The organism is Actinomadura sp. GTD37 (assembly GCF_041951365.1).
Taxonomy (GTDB): domain Bacteria; phylum Actinomycetota; class Actinomycetes; order Streptosporangiales; family Streptosporangiaceae; genus Spirillospora.
The window spans coordinates 2,261,633-2,281,565 of record NZ_JBGNUS010000001.1 but is presented as its reverse complement, the minus strand read 5'-3'; the positions used below and the strand labels follow the sequence as shown (position 1 = coordinate 2,281,565).

The following is a 19,933-nucleotide window of genomic DNA, read 5'->3' as shown; positions in this document are numbered from 1 at the left end:
GGTGGTCGTCGTCCTGGCGGCCGGGGCCGGGTCTGGGAAGCGGGCGGATGTACGGGTGCGGGCGTTGCCGTCCTCCAAGGTCGGGCAGGTGCGGTTTACCTCGCCGGAGCTGACCGCGCCGGCGTGACCTTTCCGAACGTTCGAGACGTCCAGAACCCGGCGGGTGGCGGTCCTGAGCGACCTGCTGGGCGTCGACCCGTGCAGGCTGCCGGGCGTGCCCGTTCAGGTGTTGCGGATGCATGGCGCTGGGCGTCACCGGAAGGGCGTGTTACTCTAGCCCTACATGGGTAGTACTATCGCTACATGCCGGGAAAGCACACGCGAGCGGCCATCAAGGAGTTAGAGGACGCCGGATGGCAGGTCACCTATACGAGCGGACGGGCTCACGCCTATGCGAGAGCATCCTGTCCTGGCGGCCCCGGCTGCTGCACTCCTCCGTTCTCGATCAACGGGACTCCCGACGTTGACGAACACGAGGCACAGAAGATCCGGAGGCGGATGCGACAGCACGACGCCAAGGCGACCGAACGACAGGAGGGGGAGAACTGATGAGCACCTACTGGTTCGAACTTGAGGTCGGCCCGGTCAGCGACCTTGAGGAGGCCGCGGAGCGGCTGTACTCGCGTTGCGGTGACGGTCAACTCTCCGGCGACGAGCAGGGTGGCACCATCCTGTTCTCACGGGAGGCACGCAACGCGATCGAGGCGATCCTGTCGGCCATCGACGACAGCGAAGGCAGTGGACTGCCGGTGACCGGTGTCATGGAGGACCTGGTGACCATCGACGACATCGCCGAAAAGACCAGCAGGTCCGCCCCGGCGGTCGGGCACTGGACGACCGGTGAACGCGGGCCTGGAGGCTTTCCCGCTCCGGTCATCCATCGCGGCAGCCGCGTCAAGCTGTACTCCTGGGCACAGGTGTCCCGCTGGCTTGCTGATGCCGGGCTCGGGAAGATCGACTCGGTCGCTGCGGAGGTCGCCGCCGCCACCGCTGATGTGGACGCTCTCTTGCGCGCTCGACAGGTGCTCCGTGACGCCCCTTCTGGCAATCGAGAAGCGCTCATGAAGCTGGTTGAGGCTTAGGCGATCTGGAGCAGCACAGTCCGGGCCCGGCTGTGGGGCCGGGAGGACTTGACGCCGGGGGTCGAGTTGGGTGCCGCCCGCCCTGCGAGTGGCGGGGGAAGCCCACCGAGCTGGGGGAACTGGTGGGGCGCGCTTCGCAGGGCGGGGGCAGTCTATGAGTGCAGCCGAGTGGGCTGCCTGTCCACATGAGGCAGGGGCTTGAGGATCGGGCGGCCCGCCTTACGCGCGGCGCCCAGCAGGTATCCGTGGTCGATCGCGATCCGCGCCCATACGGCTTTGCCTTCGGCCAGCTCGAACCATCCGCAGCCGCCGGACGCGAACGCCTGGACGAGGATCAGGCCGCGCCCGGACGTGCCGAACGGGTGGGGCTGCTGGATCACGGGCCGGCCGGGATGGTCGTCCCACACGCACATCTCGACGCCCTGGTCGATCCGGCCGATCCATACGCGGATCTTCCTGCCCTCGCAGAGCCGGGCCGCGTTGGACGCTAGCTCGCTCATGATCTGTACGGCGTCGCCCTCGAAGGCGCCGAGCCCCCAGGAGCCGAGCGCGCTCTTCACGAGTTCGCGTGCGAGATAGACGGTCTCGGGATAAGCCCGGAAGGTCTCACTGAATATGTTTTGCGGGTTTGTGTCCATTATGGGTGTCGCGGACATCGGCCGACCTCTCACTGTCTGCGTTTCTGCCCACAGACTGACGCCAACGAGTACAGTTGTCCTATTGCGTTCGGAGATCACAATCTAGGAGATCTTGAATGGCAAGGGCGGATACCCTCGATCCGGACAACAATCCTTGGCATTGGCTGGCCGTTGACCTGCGGGTATGGCGTATCCGCGAAAATCTTTCACAGGCCGAGGTGGGGCGCTTCTGCGGCGTCGATAATTCTCGGGTTGCCAACTGGGAATCGGCCAGCGCAAAACTGCCGCAGACGCACGCCGAAACTCTTGACCGGGTTTGGAAGACTCGTGGCCATTTCGCCCGTCTTCGCCGACTTGCCGAGAGCGCTCACGATCCGAATTGGTTCGACGTCTTCACGAACTATGAACGTCAGGCATCAATGATCAGCGCCTACTCAGCGCTCGTCATGCCCGGCCTGCTCCAGACACCGGACTACGCCCGGGCTCTTCTGGTGGGCGCACGAGTGGTCGACGACGTGGAGGAGGCGCTGTCTCGGCGCCTGGCGCGGCAACACGTGCTGAGCGGGGACGGGCCTGCGGAGTTGTGGACGTTGATCAAAGAATCTGCTCTGCTCGACCCGATCGGCGGACCAGAGGTCATGCGAGCCCAACTCGCGCACCTGCTGGAGATGAGCGAACGCCCCAACATCGTGGTTCGGGTCGTTCCTCGCGATATCGGCGCGCATCCGGGGATCGACGGATCATTCACGGTGCTCGACACGCCGGCCGGCGCGGTCGCGCGGTCCGATGCTGTGGGCGGTGGTCGGGTGATTACCGATCCCGCCAAGGTACGCGGCTACCGGGTACGGTATGACCGAATAGGCACCGATGCGCTGTCCCGAGGTTCGTCCCGGAGCCTCATAGCTCAAGTCATGGAGGCCATGAAGTGAGTGAATCCGTCGCCTGGCGCAAGTCGAGCCGCTCCGGCTCCGGCGGTGATGGCGGTGAGGAGTGCGTAGAGGTCGCGGCTCTTCTCGAAGGACATGGCATCAGGGACAGCAAGGCCCCCGACGCCGGACACCTCACGCTCTCCGCAGAGAGCTTTGCCCAGCTCGTCACCGCCCTGAAGCGGGGAGAGCTGCACCTCTGACCCCCCGAAATACCGCGAACGGCCTCGCCTTTCGGCGGGGCCGCTGGCGCGTCCGGACGTCCGCCGGGGTCTGCTATTGGGTTTGGTCGGTCGGGCGGATGAGGATCTCGTTGACGGCGACGTGGTCGGGCTGGGTCAGCGCGTACACGACGGCGTTGGCGATGTCCTCGGGTTGCAGGGTGCGCATGGAGGCGGCCATCTGCTGCGCGAACTCCCGGATTCCCGGGTCGGTGATGTGGCCGGCCAGTTCGGTCGAGACGAAACCGGGCTCGACGAGCATGACGCGCACGCCCCGGGTGGTCACTTCCTGGCGCAGCGCCTCGGAGAAGGCGTTGACTCCGAACTTCGTCGCGGCGTAGACGCCGCTGCCTGCGGATGCGATCCGTCCCGAGGTCGAGGACACCTGGAGGACGGTCCCCTTGCGCTCCAGCAGGTGCGGCAGCGCCGCGTGGACCGCGTACATCGAACCGAGCAGGTTGGTCTCGACCATGCGCGTCCACTCGGTGGTGTCCGCGCCCGCGATCGGGCCGTTGAGCATCACCCCGGCGTTGTTCACCAGGACGTCCAGGCCGCCGAAGCGCTCGACGGTCGCGGCGACCGCGGCCCGCACCGAGTCCTGGTCGGTCACGTCCAGGTCCAGGGCCAGCACCTCGCCCGGCGCCTTGTCCGCCAGGGCGGCCAGCCGGTCGGCCCGGCGGGCGCCCGCGGCGACCCGCGCGCCCTCGGCGGACAGGGCCAGCGCCGTCGCCTCGCCGATGCCCGACGAGGCCCCGGTGACCAGCACGATCTTCCCGTTCAGCTTGTCGCTCACGTCGTATCCCTTCGTTCCGGCCCACTAAGCGGACCAGTTGGTCACCTTAGTCTAGCCGCAAAGCGGACCATCTGGTCACGTTAGTTACACTGGTGGTGAAAAGGGGAGGCGCATGACCAGGAGCACGCCCGCCGTCCCGTCCCGCAGCGACGCCGTGCGCAATCGCCGGCTGCTGCTGGACGCCGCGGCCAGGACGTTCGCCGAGCGCGGCGTCGAGGTGTCCATCGGCGAGATCGCGCAGTGCGCCGGCGTGGGCAAGGGCACGGTCTTCCGCCACTTCTCCTCCAAGGCCGACCTGCTGGCGGCGATCATGCTCGGCATGCTCGACGAGCTGCGGAGCACCGCCACGGCGCTGCTGGAGGCCGGCGATCCCGCGCGGGCGCTGCGCGAGTTCATGGCCGCCGGGGTGGAGATCTTCGTCCGGGACCGGGCGTTCTGCGAGGTCGTCGGCCGCCCGTCCCTGCAGAGCGAGCAGGTGCGGGAGGCGATTCACGACCTGCGCGACGTCGTGGAGCGGCTCACCGACCGCGCCCGGCGCGAGGGCGCCGTCCGGCCGGACATCACCGGCACCGATGTCGTCCTGCTGCTGAGCGGCATCCAGCACACCGCGGCGCCGCTGCTGGACGCCGAGCCGCAGGCCTGGCGCCGCTACCTCGAACTGGCCCTCGACGGCATCACCGCCGACACGGGGCGACCCCTGCCGCACCCGCCGCCGCACCGACTGCCCCTGGCCGCCCCGGACCTCGATCACTGACCCGCGGTCACCAGGACCGGCCGCCGGCGCGGACCAGCATCTGGTCGACGGCGACCCTCCGGTCTCGCGTGACGACGTAGCCGATGGCGTCCGCGACGTCCTCCGCGCGCAGGGCCCCGGGGGTCTCCCGGACCGCCCCGCCGAGGTGGTTCATCGGCTCCGTGTCGACGGCGCCGGGTTCCACCACGCTGACCCGGACGCGTTCACCGAGCAGTTCCTGGCGCAGCGATTCGGTGAACGCGTTGAGCCCGGCCTTGGTCAGGGAGTAGACGCTGTTTCCCGGCCGGGCGGCGCGTCCGGCCGTGGAGCCGACGTTCACCAGGTCCGCGACCTGCCGCGGCGACGTCGACGCCGCGTAGATCAGGTGCGGGACGGCGGCGTGCGTGACGTGCAGCAGCGCCCTTATGTTGAGCGAGACCATCCGGTCCCACTCGTCGAGGGTGGTGTGCAGGGCCGAGTTGAGCAGCATGACCCCGGCGTTGTTGACCAGGATGTCCAGGCGTCCGAGCCGGTCGAGCGCCTCCTGCACCGCGTCGTCGGCGCGTTCGGGCTCGGTGAGGTCGGCCTCCACCGCGACGGCGTGCCCGCCGAGGTCCGCGATGTCGCTCGCGACCTGCCACAGGCGGTCGCGGCGGCGGGCGAGCAGGGCGACGGTCGCGCCCTCGCGGGCCAGGCGGCGCGCGGTCGCGGCGCCGATGCCGCCGCCGGCGCCGGTGACGAGCGCGGCGGCTCCCTCTAGCGACTGATCGGACACGACTGCCTCGTTCTCATCCGCGGCCAAGGAGGACTCGATGGCCTGGGGGCGGACGTCCGGAGGCCGGTCGCTGGGCCTGCGCCTCCGGGCGCGTCGGTGGAACGCCGACGGCCCAAGCCTCGTCCGGACGGTCCCCGGGTCGCACCAGGGTGTCCCACTAGCGGGCCGGGGCTAGGGTGCGCCGGGTCCCGGGCGGCCGTCCCGGACGGTTCGCGGCGGGGCGACCGTCCCGCCTGGGCTACGCCGGGGGCGCGGCTCCGGCCTCGTCGCGGGGCAGGACGTCGGGGAGCTGCTTGCGGGAACCGATCCCGAGCTTGGTGAAGACCTGGCGGAGGTGCCACTCGACGGTACGGGGGCTGACGAAGAGGCGGGCCGCGACCTGCGGGTTGGACAGGCCGTCCCGGACGAGCAGGGCGATCTGCCGCTCCTGCGGCGTCAACTCCACGTCCGCCGCGGCCTGGTCCTTGCGTTTGCGGACGGTCTCGCCGGTGGCGAGCAGCTCGCGCCGGGCGCGCTCGGCGAACGCCTCCATCCCGATCGACGTGAACAGCTCGTAGGCGGTGCGCAGGTGGGTCCGCGCCTCGACCCGCCGGCGGTCCCGGCGCAGCCATTCGCCGTACAGCAGGTGGGCGCGCGCCAGCTCGGGGCGCAGGACCGTCCGGCTCAACCGGTCGATCGCCTCGCGGTAGAGGTCGGCCGCGGCGGCGTCGTCGCTCAGCAGCGCCCGGCAGCGGCTCAGGATGCCCTGGGCCCAGTCGGTGTCGCAGGGTTCCGCCGTGTCCGCGAGCTCCGTGAGCGCCCCGCGGGCCGCCGCGTCGTCCCCGGCGCGCACCGCCGCCTCGACGAGTTCGGGGAGCGCCCATTGGGAGACGAGCGTGTTGGCGCTCTGGATGGTGGCCCGCGCCGCCGACAGCGCGCGATCGTAGTCGGCCAGGCCGTTGCAGAGGATCGCCGTCGCCCACTGCGCGGACGCGACGCCCGACAACTGGCCGCCGGCCCCGGCCTCCTCGATCGTGGCGGCGATCAGTGCCGTGGCCTCGGCCTCCTTGCCCTGCAGCGCGGTCAGCAGGAGCTTGGTGTGCTGGGTCATGGGCACGCCCGTCGCGGCGGCGACGGCCTCGGCTTCGGCGACGAGCTCGGCCGCCGCGCCGAAGTCGCCGCCGAGCGAGGTCGGTATCCCGAGCGAGTGGAGGTAGACGGGCAGGTCGGCCAGGGCTCCGGCCGCGCGGACCTCCGCGAGCACTCTGGCGGGCGTCCGCGTCATGACCTGGTCCTGCCAGGTCAGCGCGACCAGGCCGTTGGCCGCCCAGCTCCATTTCAGGAGTTCCTCCAAGGGGGCCTCGACGAGCGTGCTCACCGCCCTCCGCATCACCGGAAGCGCGGCGCTCCGGTCGTCGATGACGAGCGCCGCGTAGGCGTCGAGCACGAGATCGAGGACGCTCGGGTCCCCCTGCGGAGGCGGGAGCTCCCTGATCGCCCGCGAGATCGCGACGAGGCTCTCCCGGTTCGCGGCCCCGTAGGAGGCGCTGCCCCAGGCGATGAGGTACGTCTCCCGCGCCAGGTCCATGTCGAACGGCTCCAGCCGCTGCGCGGCCTCTAGGAGCATCGGCGGCCCCTCGTTGTTGAAGCCGGCCGCGAACGCGATGTGGCTGCGGACGAGGTGGGCGCGCACGCGCTGGAACTCGGTCCGCGCGTTCCGCTCGGCGACGCCGGCCAGTCTCCGCGCGGCGTCGATGTCGCCCGACCGGTGGGCGACGTCGGCGGCCGCCAGGGCGCGTTCCGCGCGCCGCGCGGGGTCGACGCTCAGGGCCACGGAGCGCTCCAGGAACGCCGCCGCGGCGGCGAGCCCGCCGCGCGCCTGCGCCCGGCCGGCGGACCGTTCCAGTTCGGCGGCGACGGCCTCCTCGGGGACGGTCGTGGCGGACGCGAGGTGCCACGCGCGGCGGTCCGGGTCGGTGTCGGCGTCCGTCGCCTCCGCCAGCGCGAGGTGGACGGCCCGGCGGTCCTTGCGCCGCGCCGCCCCGTACACGGCCGACCGCACCAGCGGATGGTGGAAGATCACCCGGGCGTCGAACTCCAGCAGGCCGTCCGTCCCCGCCGCCAGGGCCGCCGCCGGGGCGATCCCGAGGCGTTCGGCGGCACGCCGGACGAGGGCGGGGTGGCCGGTCGGTTCGGCGGCGGCGATCAGCAGCAGCAGCCGGGTCTGCTCGGGCAGGGCCTGGATCCGGGCCAGGAAGCTCTGCTCGATCCGGCCCGGCAGCGCGTCGGCGCGCGGCAGCGCGAAACCGCCCGCCAGCCGCGTCGCGGTCAGCCCGCGCGACAGCTCCAGCAGGGCGAGCGGGTTGCCGTGCGTCTCGGCCACGAACCGGTCCAGGACGTTCCGGTCGATCCTCGCGCGCGTCACCGACTCCAGCAGGGCGTGCGCGTCGGCGACCCGCAGCCCCGCGACCTCCAGTTCCGGCAGCCCCAGCAGATCCTGGGGACGCTCCCGGGAACCGAACACCAGGGCCACCGACTCGGCCAGCAGCCGGCGGGCGACGAAGCCCAGGATCTGCGCCGACGCGCGGTCCATCCACTGCGCGTCGTCCACCACGCACAGCAGGGGCCCGTCCTCGGAGGCGTCCGAGAACAGCCCCAGCACCGCCAGCCCCACCAGGAACCGCTCCGGCGCGGGGCCCGCCCGCAACGCGAACACCGTCTCCAGCGCCTCGCGCTGCGGCTCGGGGAGATTGCCCAGCCGGTCCAGCAGCGGCGCGCACAACTGGTGCAGGGCTGCGAAGGGCAGCTCCATCTCCGACTCGACGCCGCCCGCGCGCAGCACGCGGATGCCGTCCACCGCGCGCTGGGCGTACTCCAGCAGCGCCGACTTGCCGACTCCCGGCTCGCCGTGCAGCAGGAGCACGCGGCTCTCCCCGCCGCGGACGGCCGCGATCATCTCGTCGAGAAGGGCGCACTCGGTGGCGCGTCCGAACAGCCTGGCGTTCCCGCCGTGCCCGGCCCCGCGCGTACGTCGGTCCACCGCCACCCACCCTCATTGCGGCCATACCGCTAGCGCTGTCAATTATGTCCGAATTCGCTGGATGCGGAGGCGCTGTCGGCGATCACCGCCTTCGGCATGGACGGCCGGGGGTCATTACGCGGCCTTGCGCGAGTGTTGGCGTCCGGCCGGTGGGGGCTTCACCGGGCGTGCGTCATGATCGGCGGGCTGGTGTCCGCCGGGAGGGGCGTCGATGCGGGTCGGGCTCGTGGGCTTGGTGATCGTGGCAGGGGTGGGCGCGGCCGGGGCCGTCCCGGCGTTCGCGGACGCGGCCGGGGCGGACGGCGCCGGGTCCGGGGAGCGGGCGGGGACGCGGGTGCCGCCACCGCCGGCCGGCGTCGGTGAGGTGCGGTTCACCTCGGTCGAGCGGACCGCGCCCGGGGTGACCTTCCGGACGTTCGAGACGTCCGGGGCCGGTGGACGCGTGCGGGGCGGCCTGCTGGACGTCGACCTGGACGATCGGCGGGTCTCGGTGGGGTTGCTGCGCCCGCCCTTGGTCGCGGCCCGCCGGACGGTGTCGGGCATGGCGGACGCGCAGGGCGCCGTCGCCGGGGTGAACGGCGACTTCTTCAACATCGCCGAGACGCGTCCCGGGGTGGCGGCCACCGGGTCGTCGTCCGGCCCCGAGGTGGACGGCGGTCGCCCGCTGAAGGGCGCGGTGCCGGACGGGCAGCGGTTCGGGCCCGCGCTGCCGCCCGGGGCGTCCGGGGAGAGCGTCGTCGGCGTCGGCGCCGACCGGCGGGGGCATGTGGCGCGGCTGCGCCTGACCGGGACGGTCCGTTCGGGCCGGACGGTCGTCCCGCTGCGCGGGCTCAACCAGTACGCGCTCCCGGTCGGCGGCGTCGGGGTGTTCCAGCGGGAGTGGGGCGAGGTCTCGCGAGCACGGGCGGTCTGCGGGACGGACGACGAGCGCGGCGCTCCGTGCAGCGCGGACACCGCCGAGGCGACCGTCCGGCAGGGCGTGGTCAGGGCGCTGTCCGCGAAGGTGGGCGGCGGCGCGATCCCGGCGGGGACGACCGTGCTGGTCGGACGGGAGAAGGGCGCGGCGGCGCTGCGGCGGCTGCGGGTCGGCGACCGCGTGCGGGTGTCGTACCGGCTGAGCGGACGGGTCCGGTTCCGTTTCGCGGTCGGCGGGTCCCCGATCCTGCGGGACGGCAGGCCGCTCGACGCCGCCGCGACGGGCCCCGCGCCGCGGACGGCCGCCGGGGTCAGCCGCGACGGGCGGCGCCTCTACCTCGTCGTCGCGGACGGCCGGTCGGCGGACAGCGGCGGCCTGACCCTCGCCGAGCTGGCGGACCTGCTCGGAGGCGTGGGCGCCGACGACGCCGTGAACCTCGACGGCGGCGGCTCCTCGACCCTCGTCACGCGCGACCCCGGCGCGGCGTCGGTGACCGTCCGCAACGTGCCGGCGGACGGGACGGAACGCGCCGTCGCGAACGGCATCGGCGTGTTCCGCGCGGGCGGCCCCGGCTAGGAGCCCGGCTTCTTGTCCTGGTGGCGCTTGTCGCGGACGTACATGTTGCCCGCCTTGCCGTCGCCGGGGCTGCGGCGGTCCACGACGAACAGCGTCGTCGCGGCGATCAGCTCGCTGAGCTTGGCGTAGCCGTAGTTGCGGGCGTCGAACTCGGGGCGCTGCTTGGTGATGATGGTGCCGACCAGCCCGAGGGGCGCCCATCCGTCCTCGTCGGAGGCCGCCTCGACGGCGTTGCGCAGCAGGTTGACGAGTGCGGTGTCCTGCTTGAGCTTGGCGGCGGGCGTCTGGGGCGAGGGCTTCAGCGCGGTGGCGGCCGGCGCGGCCGAGCCCTGGTCGTAGGCGAGGTTCTCGATGTAGATGAACTTGTCGCACGCCGCCACGAAGGGCTTGGGCGTCTTGCGCTCGCCGAACCCGTACACGGTCAGCCCGGACTCCCGGATCCGCGCGGCCAGCCGGGTGAAGTCGCTGTCGCTGGAGACGAGGCAGAACCCGTCGAAGCGGTCGGAGTACAGCAGGTCCATCGCGTCGATGACCATCGCCGCGTCGGTGGCGTTCTTGCCGGAGGTGTAGGCGAACTGCTGGATCGGCTGGATCGACTGGTCGAGCAGGTGTTCCTTCCAGCCGCGCAGGTTCGTCCCGGTCCAGTCGCCGTAGGCGCGCTTGACGTGGGCGGTCCCGTACTTGGCGACCTCGGCCAGCAGCCCCTCGACGATCCCGGGCTGCGCGTTGTCGGCATCGATGAGCACCGCCAGCCGGTCGGTGTTCTCGTTCACCACGTCACGCCTCCCTGGAAGCCACCGGGCGCGCCCGCCCAACCGAGACGCGTCCAGTACATCAGAGGTCGCCCGCACCACGCTCGATCTGCGGCACCCCGCGCTAGGCGGGTTTGCCGGCCATTCCGCCCCACAGGACGGCGGGCGCGGCGGCCTCCAGTTCGGAGCGGGGGCGCCAGCGGGAGACCTGGACGACGCCGGGCTCGACGAGGTCCAGGCCGCGGAAGAAGCCGGAGACCTGCTCGCGGTCGCGCAGCGTGACCGTCTCCGCCGTGTTCGCGTTCATGGCCTGGGCGAACGCGGCCATCTCCTCGGGGAAGATGTCCTTCGCGGTGTGGGACACCACCAGGTGGCTGCCCGCGGGGACGGCTGCCATCAGCGTGTCCACGATCTGCTGCGGGTCCGCCTCGTCGGGGACGAAATGGAGCACGGCGATGAGCATGACCGCCACCGGCTGGGTGAAGTCGAGCGTGCGGGACGCCTCCCGCAGGATCTTGCCGGGGTCGCGCAGGTCGGCGTCGATGTAGTCGGTCGCGCCCACGCCGGTGCCCCTCAGCAGCGCCTCGGCGTGAGCCAGCACGATCGGGTCGTTGTCGACGTAGGCGATCCGGCTTTCGGGCGCGACCGCCTGGGCGACCTCGTGGGTGTTGTTGGCCGACGGAAGCCCGGTGCCGATGTCCAGGAACTGGCGGATCCCGGCTTCGGCGACCAGGTGCTCGACCGTCCGCGCCAGGAACGCGCGGTTGGCCCGCACGGACTTGACCGTGGACGGGAAGGCTTGCAGCCCGGCCTCGGCGGCCGCCCGGTCGGCGGCGTAGTTGTCCTTGCCGCCCAGCCACGCGTCATAGACCCGGGCAGGGTGAGGGATGTTCGTATTGACCCGGGAAAGCTTGTCCTGGCCTGGCGAATCCGATGCCACGAACGTCTCCTCAAAGACCGTTGCCGATATCGCTCGACAGCATATAAGTGCTTTGCCGTCCCGGCCGCCGATATGTCACCCGATGAGGGACAAGGCGTGCAGGTCCAAGGCGTGGTGGGCGTGGCGGGTGGTCATTGTGCAGAACATTTCGTCGCCGCGCGGGGTGCGCTCTACGAGCATGGAGGCGCCGATGGCCATGACGATGCCGTGGAAGGCGTGGTGGCGGTAGGCGGTCCAGCAGTCGTCCCAGGCGAGGTGGACGCCCTGGCCGGTGAGGGCCTGGTGGTAGCGCTGGACGAGGTCCTGCTCGTGTGCGCGGCGGACCTCGACGGGCAGGCTGGAGCCGAGGAAGTACGACAGGTCGGCGAGGCCGGGGCCGTACGCGCAGGTCTGCCAGTCCAGGACGGCGGCGCGGGGGCCGCCGAACAGGAGGTTGTCGGCGCGGAAGTCGCCGTGGGCGAGAGTGGACGGGCCCTCGCGGTCGGCCAGGTAGGCGGCGAGCGAGGGCATGAAGTCCTCGATCAGCGCGATGACCTCGGGGCCCAGGTCGGCGGCGTAGCGGTCCTTGAAGCCGGTGTAGAGGTCGGTGACCATCGCGGCGGTGAAGGCGGCCGCGTCGGCGTCGTGCCGGTTCAGCCAGGTGAGGGCGGCCAGGGCGGGATCGTCCCAGCCCGCGGCGTGGAAGGCCGCCAGCTCGGTGATCGCGGCGGCGGCGTCCTCGGGGGTGATTCCGGCGAGCTGGTCGCCGGGCCGCGCGGGCGCCAGGTCGGCCAGGAGGACGGTGTACTCGTCCGGCTCGGGATCGTAGGCCGAGAAGTAGCAGGCGGGGATGCCCGCGTCCAGGCCGTGCGCGAGTTCGGCGTAGAACTTCGCCTCGACCTCGTAGGTGCGGATGGCGCGGGCGGCGGCGCGGCTGGACGGGTCGGCCGCCGGGACCTTGGCGACCATCGTGGGCGGCAGCGCGGTCTCGTCCGCGTAGGAGAGGTGCAGGCGGAGGCTGTCGGAGACCTGCCCGGTGCCGACCGGTTCACCGCGGACGGCGGTCACCTCGATTCCGAGCGCGTCGGTCAGCCAGGACGCGGTCAGCCCGCCGGCGCCCGGGACGGGGGTCATGCGCCCTCCTCGGCGAGGTGGGTCCAGCCGTGGTCCTCCCAGCCGGGCGGCTGGTGCCATTCCGTCCAGCCGTGGCCGGTCCGTCCGTCCTCGGTCTCGAAGCGGCACAGGGCGCGGGGGAACCGGGCCTCGCGGCCGTCGGGCGAGGTGACGGCGACCGGCGCGAACGCCACCGGGGTGACGGTCATGGGCGCGCCGGGGAAGCGGAGGTCCGAGCGGGCGGGCAGGCCGCCGGCGAAGGACGTCTCGGCGGAGAAGCCGTCGCGGTGCTCGATGCCGCCGTCCGGCGGGACGGCGAAGCACGGCCACGGCAGCGGGAAGCCGACGTTGGCCTGCATCCCGTGGACGAACGTGCCGTCGCCGAGGCGGCCGGACGTCCAGAGCCAGGACACCTTCCACCAGTCGCGCTCGCCCCAGCTGTGGTCGCGCTCCCCGTGCGCGTCAACGGCGATCTTCTCGCCGCCCACGCTGACCAGGCCGGAGACGGTGCACGGGATCTCGTAGCGCGGGATGTCCTTGTAGGGGTAGGCGCCGCCGGCGGTGTCCCAGCGCAGGTCGAAGGAGAGCCCGGCGGTCTCGGCGGCGCCGAGGCCGCCGTAGGCGGCCGTCGGGTCGGGCAGGACGGACGCGGTTCCGCGCAGGGTGACCCTGGCCGGGCCGAAGGGGTCGGTGATCTGCTGCGTCGCCGTGTAGGTCTCGGCGTGGACGTCCGCCGTTCCCGGCTTGGGCAGCGGCGCGTCGTTGTCGGCGATGAGGAGGAGCGGGCGGCCGGGCCGCACCAGCGCCGCCCAATACCAGGCGCGGTCCCAGTTCGGGTAGAGGCCGAGCCGCACGTAGCCGGCGAGGGAGCCGTCCGGGGCGGCGAAGTCGAAGTAGTAGGACTCGTTCCACAGCGGTTCGGGGCCGGGTTCGTGCAGGCCCTCGTCCTCGGGCCGCAGTGTCCAGGTGCCGTGCTCGACGATCCTCGCCATGGGCCCTCCGGAGATTCCGAACGCGATTCTAGAGCGTGATCTTAACCACGTTCCGTCCCCGCCGACAGGGGTTCGCGCACGGCCGGCCTCTTCGGCGTCGCCCAGGTCCGGCGGGGCATCTCACTGGGCGGGAGGGGGCGGCGGGGGTGCGGGAGGGGGGTTACTCTACCAAACAGTTGTTAGAAAGAGGTTCTCATGGATCTTGAGTTCGGGACGGCGGACGAGGCGTTCCGCGCCGAGGTGCGGGAGTGGCTGCGCGCGCACGTTCCGGCGGAGCCGCTGCCCTCGCTGGAGACCGAGGAGGGGTTCGCGGCCCACCGGGAGTGGGAGCGGACGCTCGGCGCGGCGCGGCTCGGGGTGGTGTCGTGGCCCGCGGAGTACGGCGGCCGCGGCGTGTCGGTGCTGCAATGGCTGGTCTTCGAGGAGGAGTACTACGCGGCGGGCGCGCCCGGCCGGGTCAGCCAGAACGGGATCAACCTGCTGGCGCCGACGCTGCTGAAGCACGGGACGCCGGAGCAGCTCACGCGGATCCTGCCGCCGATGGCTGCGGGCGAGGTGATCTGGGCGCAGGCGTGGTCGGAGCCGGGCGCGGGCAGCGACCTGGCGGCGCTGCGCTCGACCGCGACGCGGACGGACGGCGGCTGGCTGCTGGACGGGCAGAAGACGTGGAGCTCGCGGGCCGCGTTCGCCGACTGGGGTTTCGGGCTGTTCCGGTCTGACTCGGAATCGTCCCGCCACAAGGGCCTCACGTATCTGATGTTCCCGCTGGACGCCGAGGGCGTGACCGTGCGCCCCATCGGGCGGCTGGACGGCAAGCCCGCGTTCGCCGAGCTGTTCCTCGACAAGGTGTTCGTCCCGGACGCGGACGTCATCGGCGCGCCGGGCGAGGGCTGGCGGGTCGCGATGGCCACGGCGGGCAACGAGCGCGGGCTGACGCTGCGCAGCCCCGGCCGGTTCACGGCGGCGACCGAGCGGCTCGTCGAGCTGTGGAAGGAGCGCGCCGACCCGTCCGACACGGCGCTGCGGGACCGGGTCGCGGACGCGTGGATCAGGTCGCGCGCCTACCGCCTCAAGGGCTTCGAGACGATCTCGCGGGACGACGACATCGGCGCCGAGTCCAGCCTGAACAAGGTCTTCTGGTCGGAGCTGGACGTCGCGCTGCACGAGACGGCGCTCGACCTGCTCGGCCCGGACGGCGAGCTGGCGTCGGAGTGGCTGGAGAACTACGTGTTCTCGCTGGCCGGGCCGATCTACGCGGGCACCAACGAGATCCAGCGCAATGTGATCGCCGAGCGGCTGCTCGGACTGCCGAGGGGGGCGCGGTGAAGTTCGTTCTGGACGCCGAGCAGCGGATGTTCGGCGAGACGCTGCGCGGGCTGCTCGCCGACGCGGGCACCGCGAAGACCGCGCGCGCGTGGGCGGCCGGGGACACCGGGCCGGGCCGGGCGCTGTGGTCGGCGGTCGCGGAGGCCGGGGTGTTCGCGGTCGCGGTGCCGGAGGAGTTCGGCGGCGCCGGGCTGCTGCCGGTCGAGCTGGTCGTCGCGGTGGAGGAGCTCGGGCGGGCCGCCGCCCCCGGGCCCTACGTGGAGACCCTCGCGGCGGCCGAGCTGCTGGGCGAGTCGCCGTGGCTGTCGCGGATCGCGGAGGGCGAGGCGGTCGTGTCGCTGGCCGTCCCGCACGCGCTGGACGCCGACGTCGCCGACCTCGTGCTGACGCTGGACCGGGTGGAGCGGAAGGCCGGCGAGCCGCTCGCCTCGCTCGACCCGGCGCGGCGGCTGTTCCGCGTCGAGGGCGGCGCCGGGTTCACCGACGCGTTGCGGAGGGGCGACTCCCCGGCAGGAGCCGATCTGGGCGTGCTGCTGTGCGCGGCGCAGCAGGTCGGGATCGGGCAGGCGCTGCTGGACGTGTCCGTGGAGTACGCCAAGACGCGGCAGCAGTTCGGGCGCCCCATCGGCGAGTACCAGGCGATCAAGCACCATCTGGCGAGCGCGATGGTCGAGCTGGAGTTCGCCCGCCCGCTCGTGTACGGGGCCGCGCTGTCCCACGGCACGCCGGACTTCGCGCGGGACGTCTCCGCCGCGAAGGTCGCCGCCTCCGAGGCGTCCTACGGGCTGGCCAAGACCGCCTTGCAGGTGCACGGCGCGATCGGCTACACCGACGAGTACGACCCGTCGCTGTGGATCCGCAAGGCGCGCGCGCTGTACTCGGCCTGGGGTTCGGTGGCCGAGCACAGGGCCCGCGTCGTCACCGCTCTTTGAGCTCCAGTCCCTTGAGCTCCAGACGGCGGACCTTGCCGGACGCGGTCTTCGGGAGGTCGTCCACGAAGACGACCTCCTGGGGGACCTTGAAGTTCGCGAGCCGCTCCCGGCAGTGCGCGATCAGCTCGTCCGCCGTGGCCGTCCTGCCGGGGCGGAGCCGGACGTAGGCGCGCCCGACCTCGCCCATGCGCCGGTCCGGGACGCCGATGACGCCCGACTCGGCGACCGCGTCGTGCCGGGCGAGGGCGTCCTCGACCTCGGCCGGGTACACGTTGAACCCGCCGGTGACGAACATCTCCTTGGTCCGCCCGGTGATGGCGAGGTTGCCGCGCTCGTCGAGCCGCCCGCGGTCGCCGGTGTCGAGCCAGCCGTCGCGGATCGCCTCGGCCGTCGCCTCCGGGTTGTCGAGGTAGCCCTTCATGACGTTGTAGCCGCGGACGAGGATCTCCCCGTCCGTGCCCGCCGGGACCTGCTCGCCCTTCCCGTCGACGATCTTGACTTCGACGTCGGCGATGGCCCGGCCGGAGGTCGTCGCGATGGTCTCGTCGTCGTCGTCCACCGAGCAGGCGGTCACGGTGCCGGACGACTCGGTCAGCCCGTACGCGGTCACGACCTGCGGGAACAGCTCCTCCTTGATGCGCCGCACCAGCGCGACCGGCACGTCCCCCGCGCCCGTCACGGCCAGCCGGAGGGAGGAGAGGTCCCGTTCGCCGCGGCCCGGCGCGTCCAGGAGGGAGGTGTAGATGGTCGGCGGCCCCGGCAGCACGGTGATCTTCTCCTGCTCGATCAGCCGCAGCGTCTCCGGGACGTCGAACGTGCGCTGGAGCACCATCGTGGCGCCGCCCATCACGCACGCCAGCACGCCCGCCTTGTAGCCGAACGTGTGGAACATCGGGTTGACGATCAGGTAGCGGTCGCCGGCCCTCAGGCCGGTCCGGCCCATCCACGCCGTGTAGGTGCGGACGTTCTGCTCGTGGGTGACCACGACGCCCTTGGGCCGGCCGGTCGTCCCGGACGTGAACAGGATGTCGGCGACGTCGTCGGGCCCGACGCCCGCCGTCCGCGCGTCGGCCTCCTCGGCCGGTACGGCCTTGGCGGTGAACTCGCCCCAGGCGGCGACGCCCGGCCGCGCGGGCCCGTTGAACGTGACGATGGTCTGGAGGCCGGGCAGCCCGGGGACGGCGCCCGTCTCGTCCAGGCCGAGCATGCCGGGGTAGTCGATGCCGAGGAACCCGTCCTCCACGAAGAGGATCTTCACTTCGGCCTTGGTGAGCGGCCACCGGGCCTCGTCGCCCTTGTACCGCGTGTTCAGCGGGACGAGCGTCGCGCCCGCGCCCTGGGCGCCGAGCACGGTGACGATCCAGCGCAGGCCGTTCGGCGCCCAGATCGCGATGCGGTCGCCGGGCTCGACGCCCGCGCCGATGAACGCGGCCGCGGCCTCGCGGACCTGGTCGCGCAGCTCCGCGTAGGTGACCCGGACGTCGCCGTCCACGACCGCCTCCGCGTCCGGAAAGTCCCTCGCCGCCCGTGCCAGCACACCCGGGATCGTCAGCTCGCTCATAACCCTCCATGATGGGCGCGGCGGGGCCGTCCGGGCCAGGGCGTCCCGCTCATCGGTACCGGACCGGCACGTCCGGCGGCCAGTGGTATGGCGCCTCGGGAAGCGCGGAAGCACGCGCGCCGGTCACGCGGGCGGCGACCCGGCGGTGGTGGCGCTCGGCGCCCGGATGCTATGGGCGTACCTCACAGATCTCACGGCGGATCCATAACGTGAGGCTTGTTCACTTTCTCCTCGATCGGTGATTCACTCGGCACAGATGGCCCCACCCCCGGTCGAGGTGCCCCATGCCGTTCCGACGCTCCCTCCGACGTGCCGCCTGCATCCCGCTCGTCCTCGCCCTGCTCGCCGGTCTGGGCTCCGCCCCGCCGGCGAACGCCTCGCCCCCGCCGCCCGCCGCCGCCGGCGGCGAGGTGCGCGGCTACATCGACGCCCACAGCCACCTGATGTCGTACGAGGCGTTCGGAGGGCAGCTGATGTGCGGCAAGCCGTTCGACCCGGACGGCATCGAGGAGGCGCTCCGCGACTGCCCCGACCACGCCGGGAACGGCGCGTTCGCCTTCTTCGAGAACTTCACCCGGCACGGCACCCCGTTCGGGACGCACGACCCGACCGGCTGGCCGACGTTCAAGGACTGGCCCGCCTGGGACTCCCGCACCCACCAGCAGGTCTACTACGCCTGGCTGGAGCGGTCCTGGCGGGCCGGGCAGCGCGTCCTGGTCAACCAGCTCGTCGCCAACCGGCAGCTCTGCGAGATCTATCCGCTCAAGCGCAACACGTGCGACGAGATGGCGATCATCCGCCTCGAAGCGCGGCGCATGCGCGAGATGCAGTCCTACATCGACGGGCTCAGCGGCGGGCCCGGCAAGGGCTGGTTCCGGATCGTGCGCGACGCCGGGGAGGCCCGCGAGGTGATCGAGGCGGGCAAGCTCGCCGTCGTCCTCGGCATCGAGACGTCCGAGCCGTTCGGCTGCCGCGTGATCGGCGGCGTCCCGCAGTGCACGCGCGGCGACATCGACGCGGGCCTGGACGAGATGAGGGAACTCGGCGTGTCCTCGATGTTCCTGTGCCACAAGTTCGACAACGCCCTGTGCGGGGTGCGGTACGACGGCGGCACGACGGGCGCCGTCATCAACGCGGGCAACTTCCTCGGCACCGGACGGTTCTGGCAGGCGGAGACGTGCACCGGCGCCGCGCACGACAACACCATCGCCCCGGCCGGTGCCGTCAACGGGCAGGTCGCCGAGTTCCTGCGGCTGCTCGGGCAGGCCGGGATCACGCTGCCGCTGTATCCGGACGCGCCGCACTGCAACCTGCTCGGGCTGAGCGACCTCGGCTCGTACATGGTGAAGGGGCTGATGAAGCGGCACATGCTCGTCGAGGTCGACCACATGAGTGTGAAGGCCGCCGACCAGACCCTCGGCCTGCTGGAGGACGCCGGGTACTCGGGCGTCGTCTCGTCCCACAGCTGGACGGACGACACCTACCTGCGCCGCATCTACCGGCTCGGCGGCATGGTCACCGGCTACGGGAGCTCCGCGGACGGCTTCGCCGCCGAGTGGAGGCGCAACAAGGAGGCCCGCGACCCCCGCTACACGTTCGGCTACGGGTACGGGCTGGACGCCAACGGCATGGGCCCGCTGCCCCGCCCCCGCGCGGACGCCAAGGAGAACCCGCTGCGCTACCCGTTCACCTCGCCGATCGACCCCGCGGTGAAGCTCGACCGGCTCCGCACCGGCCAGCGCACCTGGGACCTCAACACCGACGGCGTCGCCAACTACGGGCTCGTCGCCGACTGGATCGCCGACATGCCCGCCTTCGGCGGGCAGGCCCTCGTCGACGACATGGCGCGGGGCGCCGAGGCGTACCTGGAGATGTGGGGCCGCGCCGAGAACTGGACGGGCGGCGCGTGAACGAACCGGCGGCCCGGCGCCGGACCCGCGAGGGGGGGCGCGGGGCCGCCGGCTGACGCGTCAGGGCTGGAGACAGCCTTGACGCGTCAGGGCTGGGGGGTGCCTTGACGCGTCAGGGCTGGAGGGTGCGCCAGATCCGGGGCGGCAGGACGGCGGCGGCCTCGTCCAGGTCGGCCGACCCCGGGTCGGACAGCCACCGCCGCGCCGTCTCGGCGACCGGCCCGATGAGCAGCATCTCCATCATCACCGGCGACAGCCGCGCGACCCGTCCGTCCGCCACATGCGGCGCCATCCAGGCGACGAGCTTCGCGATGCGCGGCGCCTTCAATTCGGCGATGACGGCCGCGTGCTCCGGGAGATACGCCGCATAGGCCGACGAGTGGATGAACCGTGCCGCGTCACGATTCTCTCGCGTGAACCGCAGATAAGCCCGAGTCACCGCCTCCACGCCCACGCGGGGGTCGCCGACGTCGTCCAGCGCGTCCAGCAGGGTGTCGAGCAGCTCGGCCATGCAGCGTGCGTAGAGGGCGGCGGCGAGGCCGTCGAACGAGCCGAAATGGTGGTAGAGGCTGCCGCTGCTCATCCCGGTGGCCGCGATGACGGCCTTCATCGTGAAGCCCTCATGCCCGCGTTCCGCGTGGACGCGGAGCGCCTCGGTCAGGATCCGCGCGACGGTCTCGTCCGTGCCCTGGTGTTTAGGCGACATGGTGTTTAGGCGACATGGTGTTTAGGCGACATCGTGCTTAGGC

General features: G+C 72.2%; 18 protein-coding genes. 8 read left to right on the top strand and 10 right to left on the bottom strand.

Annotated features, from left to right (window positions below; all coding sequences use genetic code 11):
* Positions 1 to 548: 548 nt before the first annotated feature.
* Positions 549 to 1,082, top strand: a complete 534-nt coding sequence (locus ACA511_RS11000; RefSeq protein ID WP_375024010.1) for a hypothetical protein — start codon at positions 549 to 551, stop codon at positions 1,080 to 1,082.
* A gap of 152 nt (positions 1,083 to 1,234) precedes the next feature.
* Here the strand turns inward: ACA511_RS11000 and ACA511_RS10995 are convergent, their stop codons facing one another.
* Positions 1,235 to 1,720: an ATP-binding protein gene (locus ACA511_RS10995; protein WP_375024727.1), complete on the bottom strand. Its 486-nt coding sequence runs from the start codon at positions 1,718 to 1,720 to the stop codon at positions 1,235 to 1,237.
* Positions 1,721 to 1,836: 116 nt separating this feature from the next.
* Here ACA511_RS10995 and ACA511_RS10990 point away from each other — a divergent pair, with 116 nt between their 5' ends.
* Both ACA511_RS10990 and ACA511_RS10985 read left to right on the top strand, forming a co-directional pair.
* Positions 1,837 to 2,649, top strand: coding sequence for a helix-turn-helix transcriptional regulator (locus ACA511_RS10990; RefSeq protein WP_375024009.1), 813 nt, complete (start codon positions 1,837 to 1,839; stop codon positions 2,647 to 2,649).
* A complete protein-coding gene (locus ACA511_RS10985; protein ID WP_375024008.1) occupies positions 2,646 to 2,849 on the top strand; it encodes a DUF397 domain-containing protein in 204 nt (67 codons plus the stop codon). Before ACA511_RS10990 ends, ACA511_RS10985 begins: the two co-directional genes overlap by 4 nt.
* 73 nt (positions 2,850 to 2,922) lie before the next feature.
* Here ACA511_RS10985 and ACA511_RS10980 read toward each other — a convergent pair whose 3' ends face one another.
* Positions 2,923 to 3,660 carry an SDR family NAD(P)-dependent oxidoreductase gene (locus tag ACA511_RS10980; RefSeq protein WP_375024007.1) on the bottom strand — a complete coding sequence of 246 codons (738 nt, stop codon included), beginning with the start codon at positions 3,658 to 3,660 and terminating at the stop codon, positions 2,923 to 2,925.
* Positions 3,661 to 3,772: 112 nt separating this feature from the next.
* On the opposite strand from ACA511_RS10980, the gene ACA511_RS10975 reads away from it, so the two are divergent.
* Complete coding sequence (locus ACA511_RS10975) at positions 3,773 to 4,414, top strand: TetR/AcrR family transcriptional regulator (protein ID WP_375024006.1); 642 nt, start codon at positions 3,773 to 3,775, stop codon at positions 4,412 to 4,414.
* A 7-nt stretch (positions 4,415 to 4,421) separates the two neighbouring features.
* Here ACA511_RS10975 and ACA511_RS10970 read toward each other — a convergent pair whose 3' ends face one another.
* Together ACA511_RS10970 and ACA511_RS10965 are read right to left on the bottom strand one after the other, a co-directional pair.
* A complete protein-coding gene (locus tag ACA511_RS10970; RefSeq protein WP_375024005.1) occupies positions 4,422 to 5,168 on the bottom strand; it encodes an SDR family oxidoreductase in 747 nt (248 codons plus the stop codon).
* Positions 5,169 to 5,406: 238 nt separating this feature from the next.
* Positions 5,407 to 8,187: an AAA family ATPase gene (locus tag ACA511_RS10965; RefSeq protein WP_375024004.1), complete on the bottom strand. Its 2,781-nt coding sequence runs from the start codon at positions 8,185 to 8,187 to the stop codon at positions 5,407 to 5,409.
* A gap of 211 nt (positions 8,188 to 8,398) precedes the next feature.
* Here ACA511_RS10965 and ACA511_RS10960 point away from each other — a divergent pair, with 211 nt between their 5' ends.
* Positions 8,399 to 9,679 (top strand): phosphodiester glycosidase family protein, encoded by a 1,281-nt coding sequence (locus ACA511_RS10960; protein ID WP_375024003.1) that lies wholly within the window; start codon positions 8,399 to 8,401, stop codon positions 9,677 to 9,679.
* Here the strand turns inward: ACA511_RS10960 and ACA511_RS10955 are convergent.
* From ACA511_RS10955 to ACA511_RS10940, 4 genes are all read right to left on the bottom strand, one after another.
* Entirely contained in the window at positions 9,676 to 10,455 is a 780-nt protein-coding gene (locus tag ACA511_RS10955) for an NYN domain-containing protein (RefSeq protein ID WP_375024002.1), read from the bottom strand. The genes ACA511_RS10960 and ACA511_RS10955 overlap by 4 nt on opposite strands.
* A 100-nt stretch (positions 10,456 to 10,555) precedes the next feature.
* Positions 10,556 to 11,371: an SAM-dependent methyltransferase gene (locus ACA511_RS10950; RefSeq protein WP_375024001.1), complete on the bottom strand. Its 816-nt coding sequence runs from the start codon at positions 11,369 to 11,371 to the stop codon at positions 10,556 to 10,558.
* 75 nt (positions 11,372 to 11,446) lie between these two features.
* Entirely contained in the window at positions 11,447 to 12,484 is a 1,038-nt protein-coding gene (locus tag ACA511_RS10945; RefSeq protein WP_375023999.1) for a phosphotransferase, read from the bottom strand.
* Complete coding sequence (locus ACA511_RS10940) at positions 12,481 to 13,455, bottom strand: hypothetical protein (protein ID WP_375023998.1); 975 nt, start codon at positions 13,453 to 13,455, stop codon at positions 12,481 to 12,483. The genes ACA511_RS10945 and ACA511_RS10940 overlap by 4 nt, the downstream gene beginning before the upstream one ends.
* 195 nt (positions 13,456 to 13,650) lie before the next feature.
* On the opposite strand from ACA511_RS10940, the gene ACA511_RS10935 reads away from it, so the two are divergent.
* Positions 13,651 to 14,781, top strand: a complete 1,131-nt coding sequence (locus tag ACA511_RS10935) for an acyl-CoA dehydrogenase family protein (protein WP_375023997.1) — start codon at positions 13,651 to 13,653, stop codon at positions 14,779 to 14,781.
* Complete coding sequence (locus ACA511_RS10930) at positions 14,778 to 15,713, top strand: acyl-CoA dehydrogenase family protein (protein WP_375023996.1); 936 nt, start codon at positions 14,778 to 14,780, stop codon at positions 15,711 to 15,713. Before ACA511_RS10935 ends, ACA511_RS10930 begins: the two co-directional genes overlap by 4 nt.
* Here ACA511_RS10930 and ACA511_RS10925 read toward each other — a convergent pair.
* Positions 15,700 to 17,274: a FadD3 family acyl-CoA ligase gene (locus ACA511_RS10925; RefSeq protein ID WP_375023995.1), complete on the bottom strand. Its 1,575-nt coding sequence runs from the start codon at positions 17,272 to 17,274 to the stop codon at positions 15,700 to 15,702. The genes ACA511_RS10930 and ACA511_RS10925 overlap by 14 nt on opposite strands.
* A gap of 284 nt (positions 17,275 to 17,558) precedes the next feature.
* On the opposite strand from ACA511_RS10925, the gene ACA511_RS10920 reads away from it, so the two are divergent.
* Positions 17,559 to 19,184, top strand: a complete 1,626-nt coding sequence (locus tag ACA511_RS10920; protein ID WP_375023994.1) for a Coagulation factor 5/8 type domain-containing protein — start codon at positions 17,559 to 17,561, stop codon at positions 19,182 to 19,184.
* Positions 19,185 to 19,296: 112 nt separating this feature from the next.
* Here ACA511_RS10920 and ACA511_RS10915 read toward each other — a convergent pair whose 3' ends face one another.
* Entirely contained in the window at positions 19,297 to 19,890 is a 594-nt protein-coding gene (locus tag ACA511_RS10915) for a TetR/AcrR family transcriptional regulator (RefSeq protein ID WP_375023993.1), read from the bottom strand.
* Positions 19,891 to 19,933: the final 43 nt, after the last annotated feature.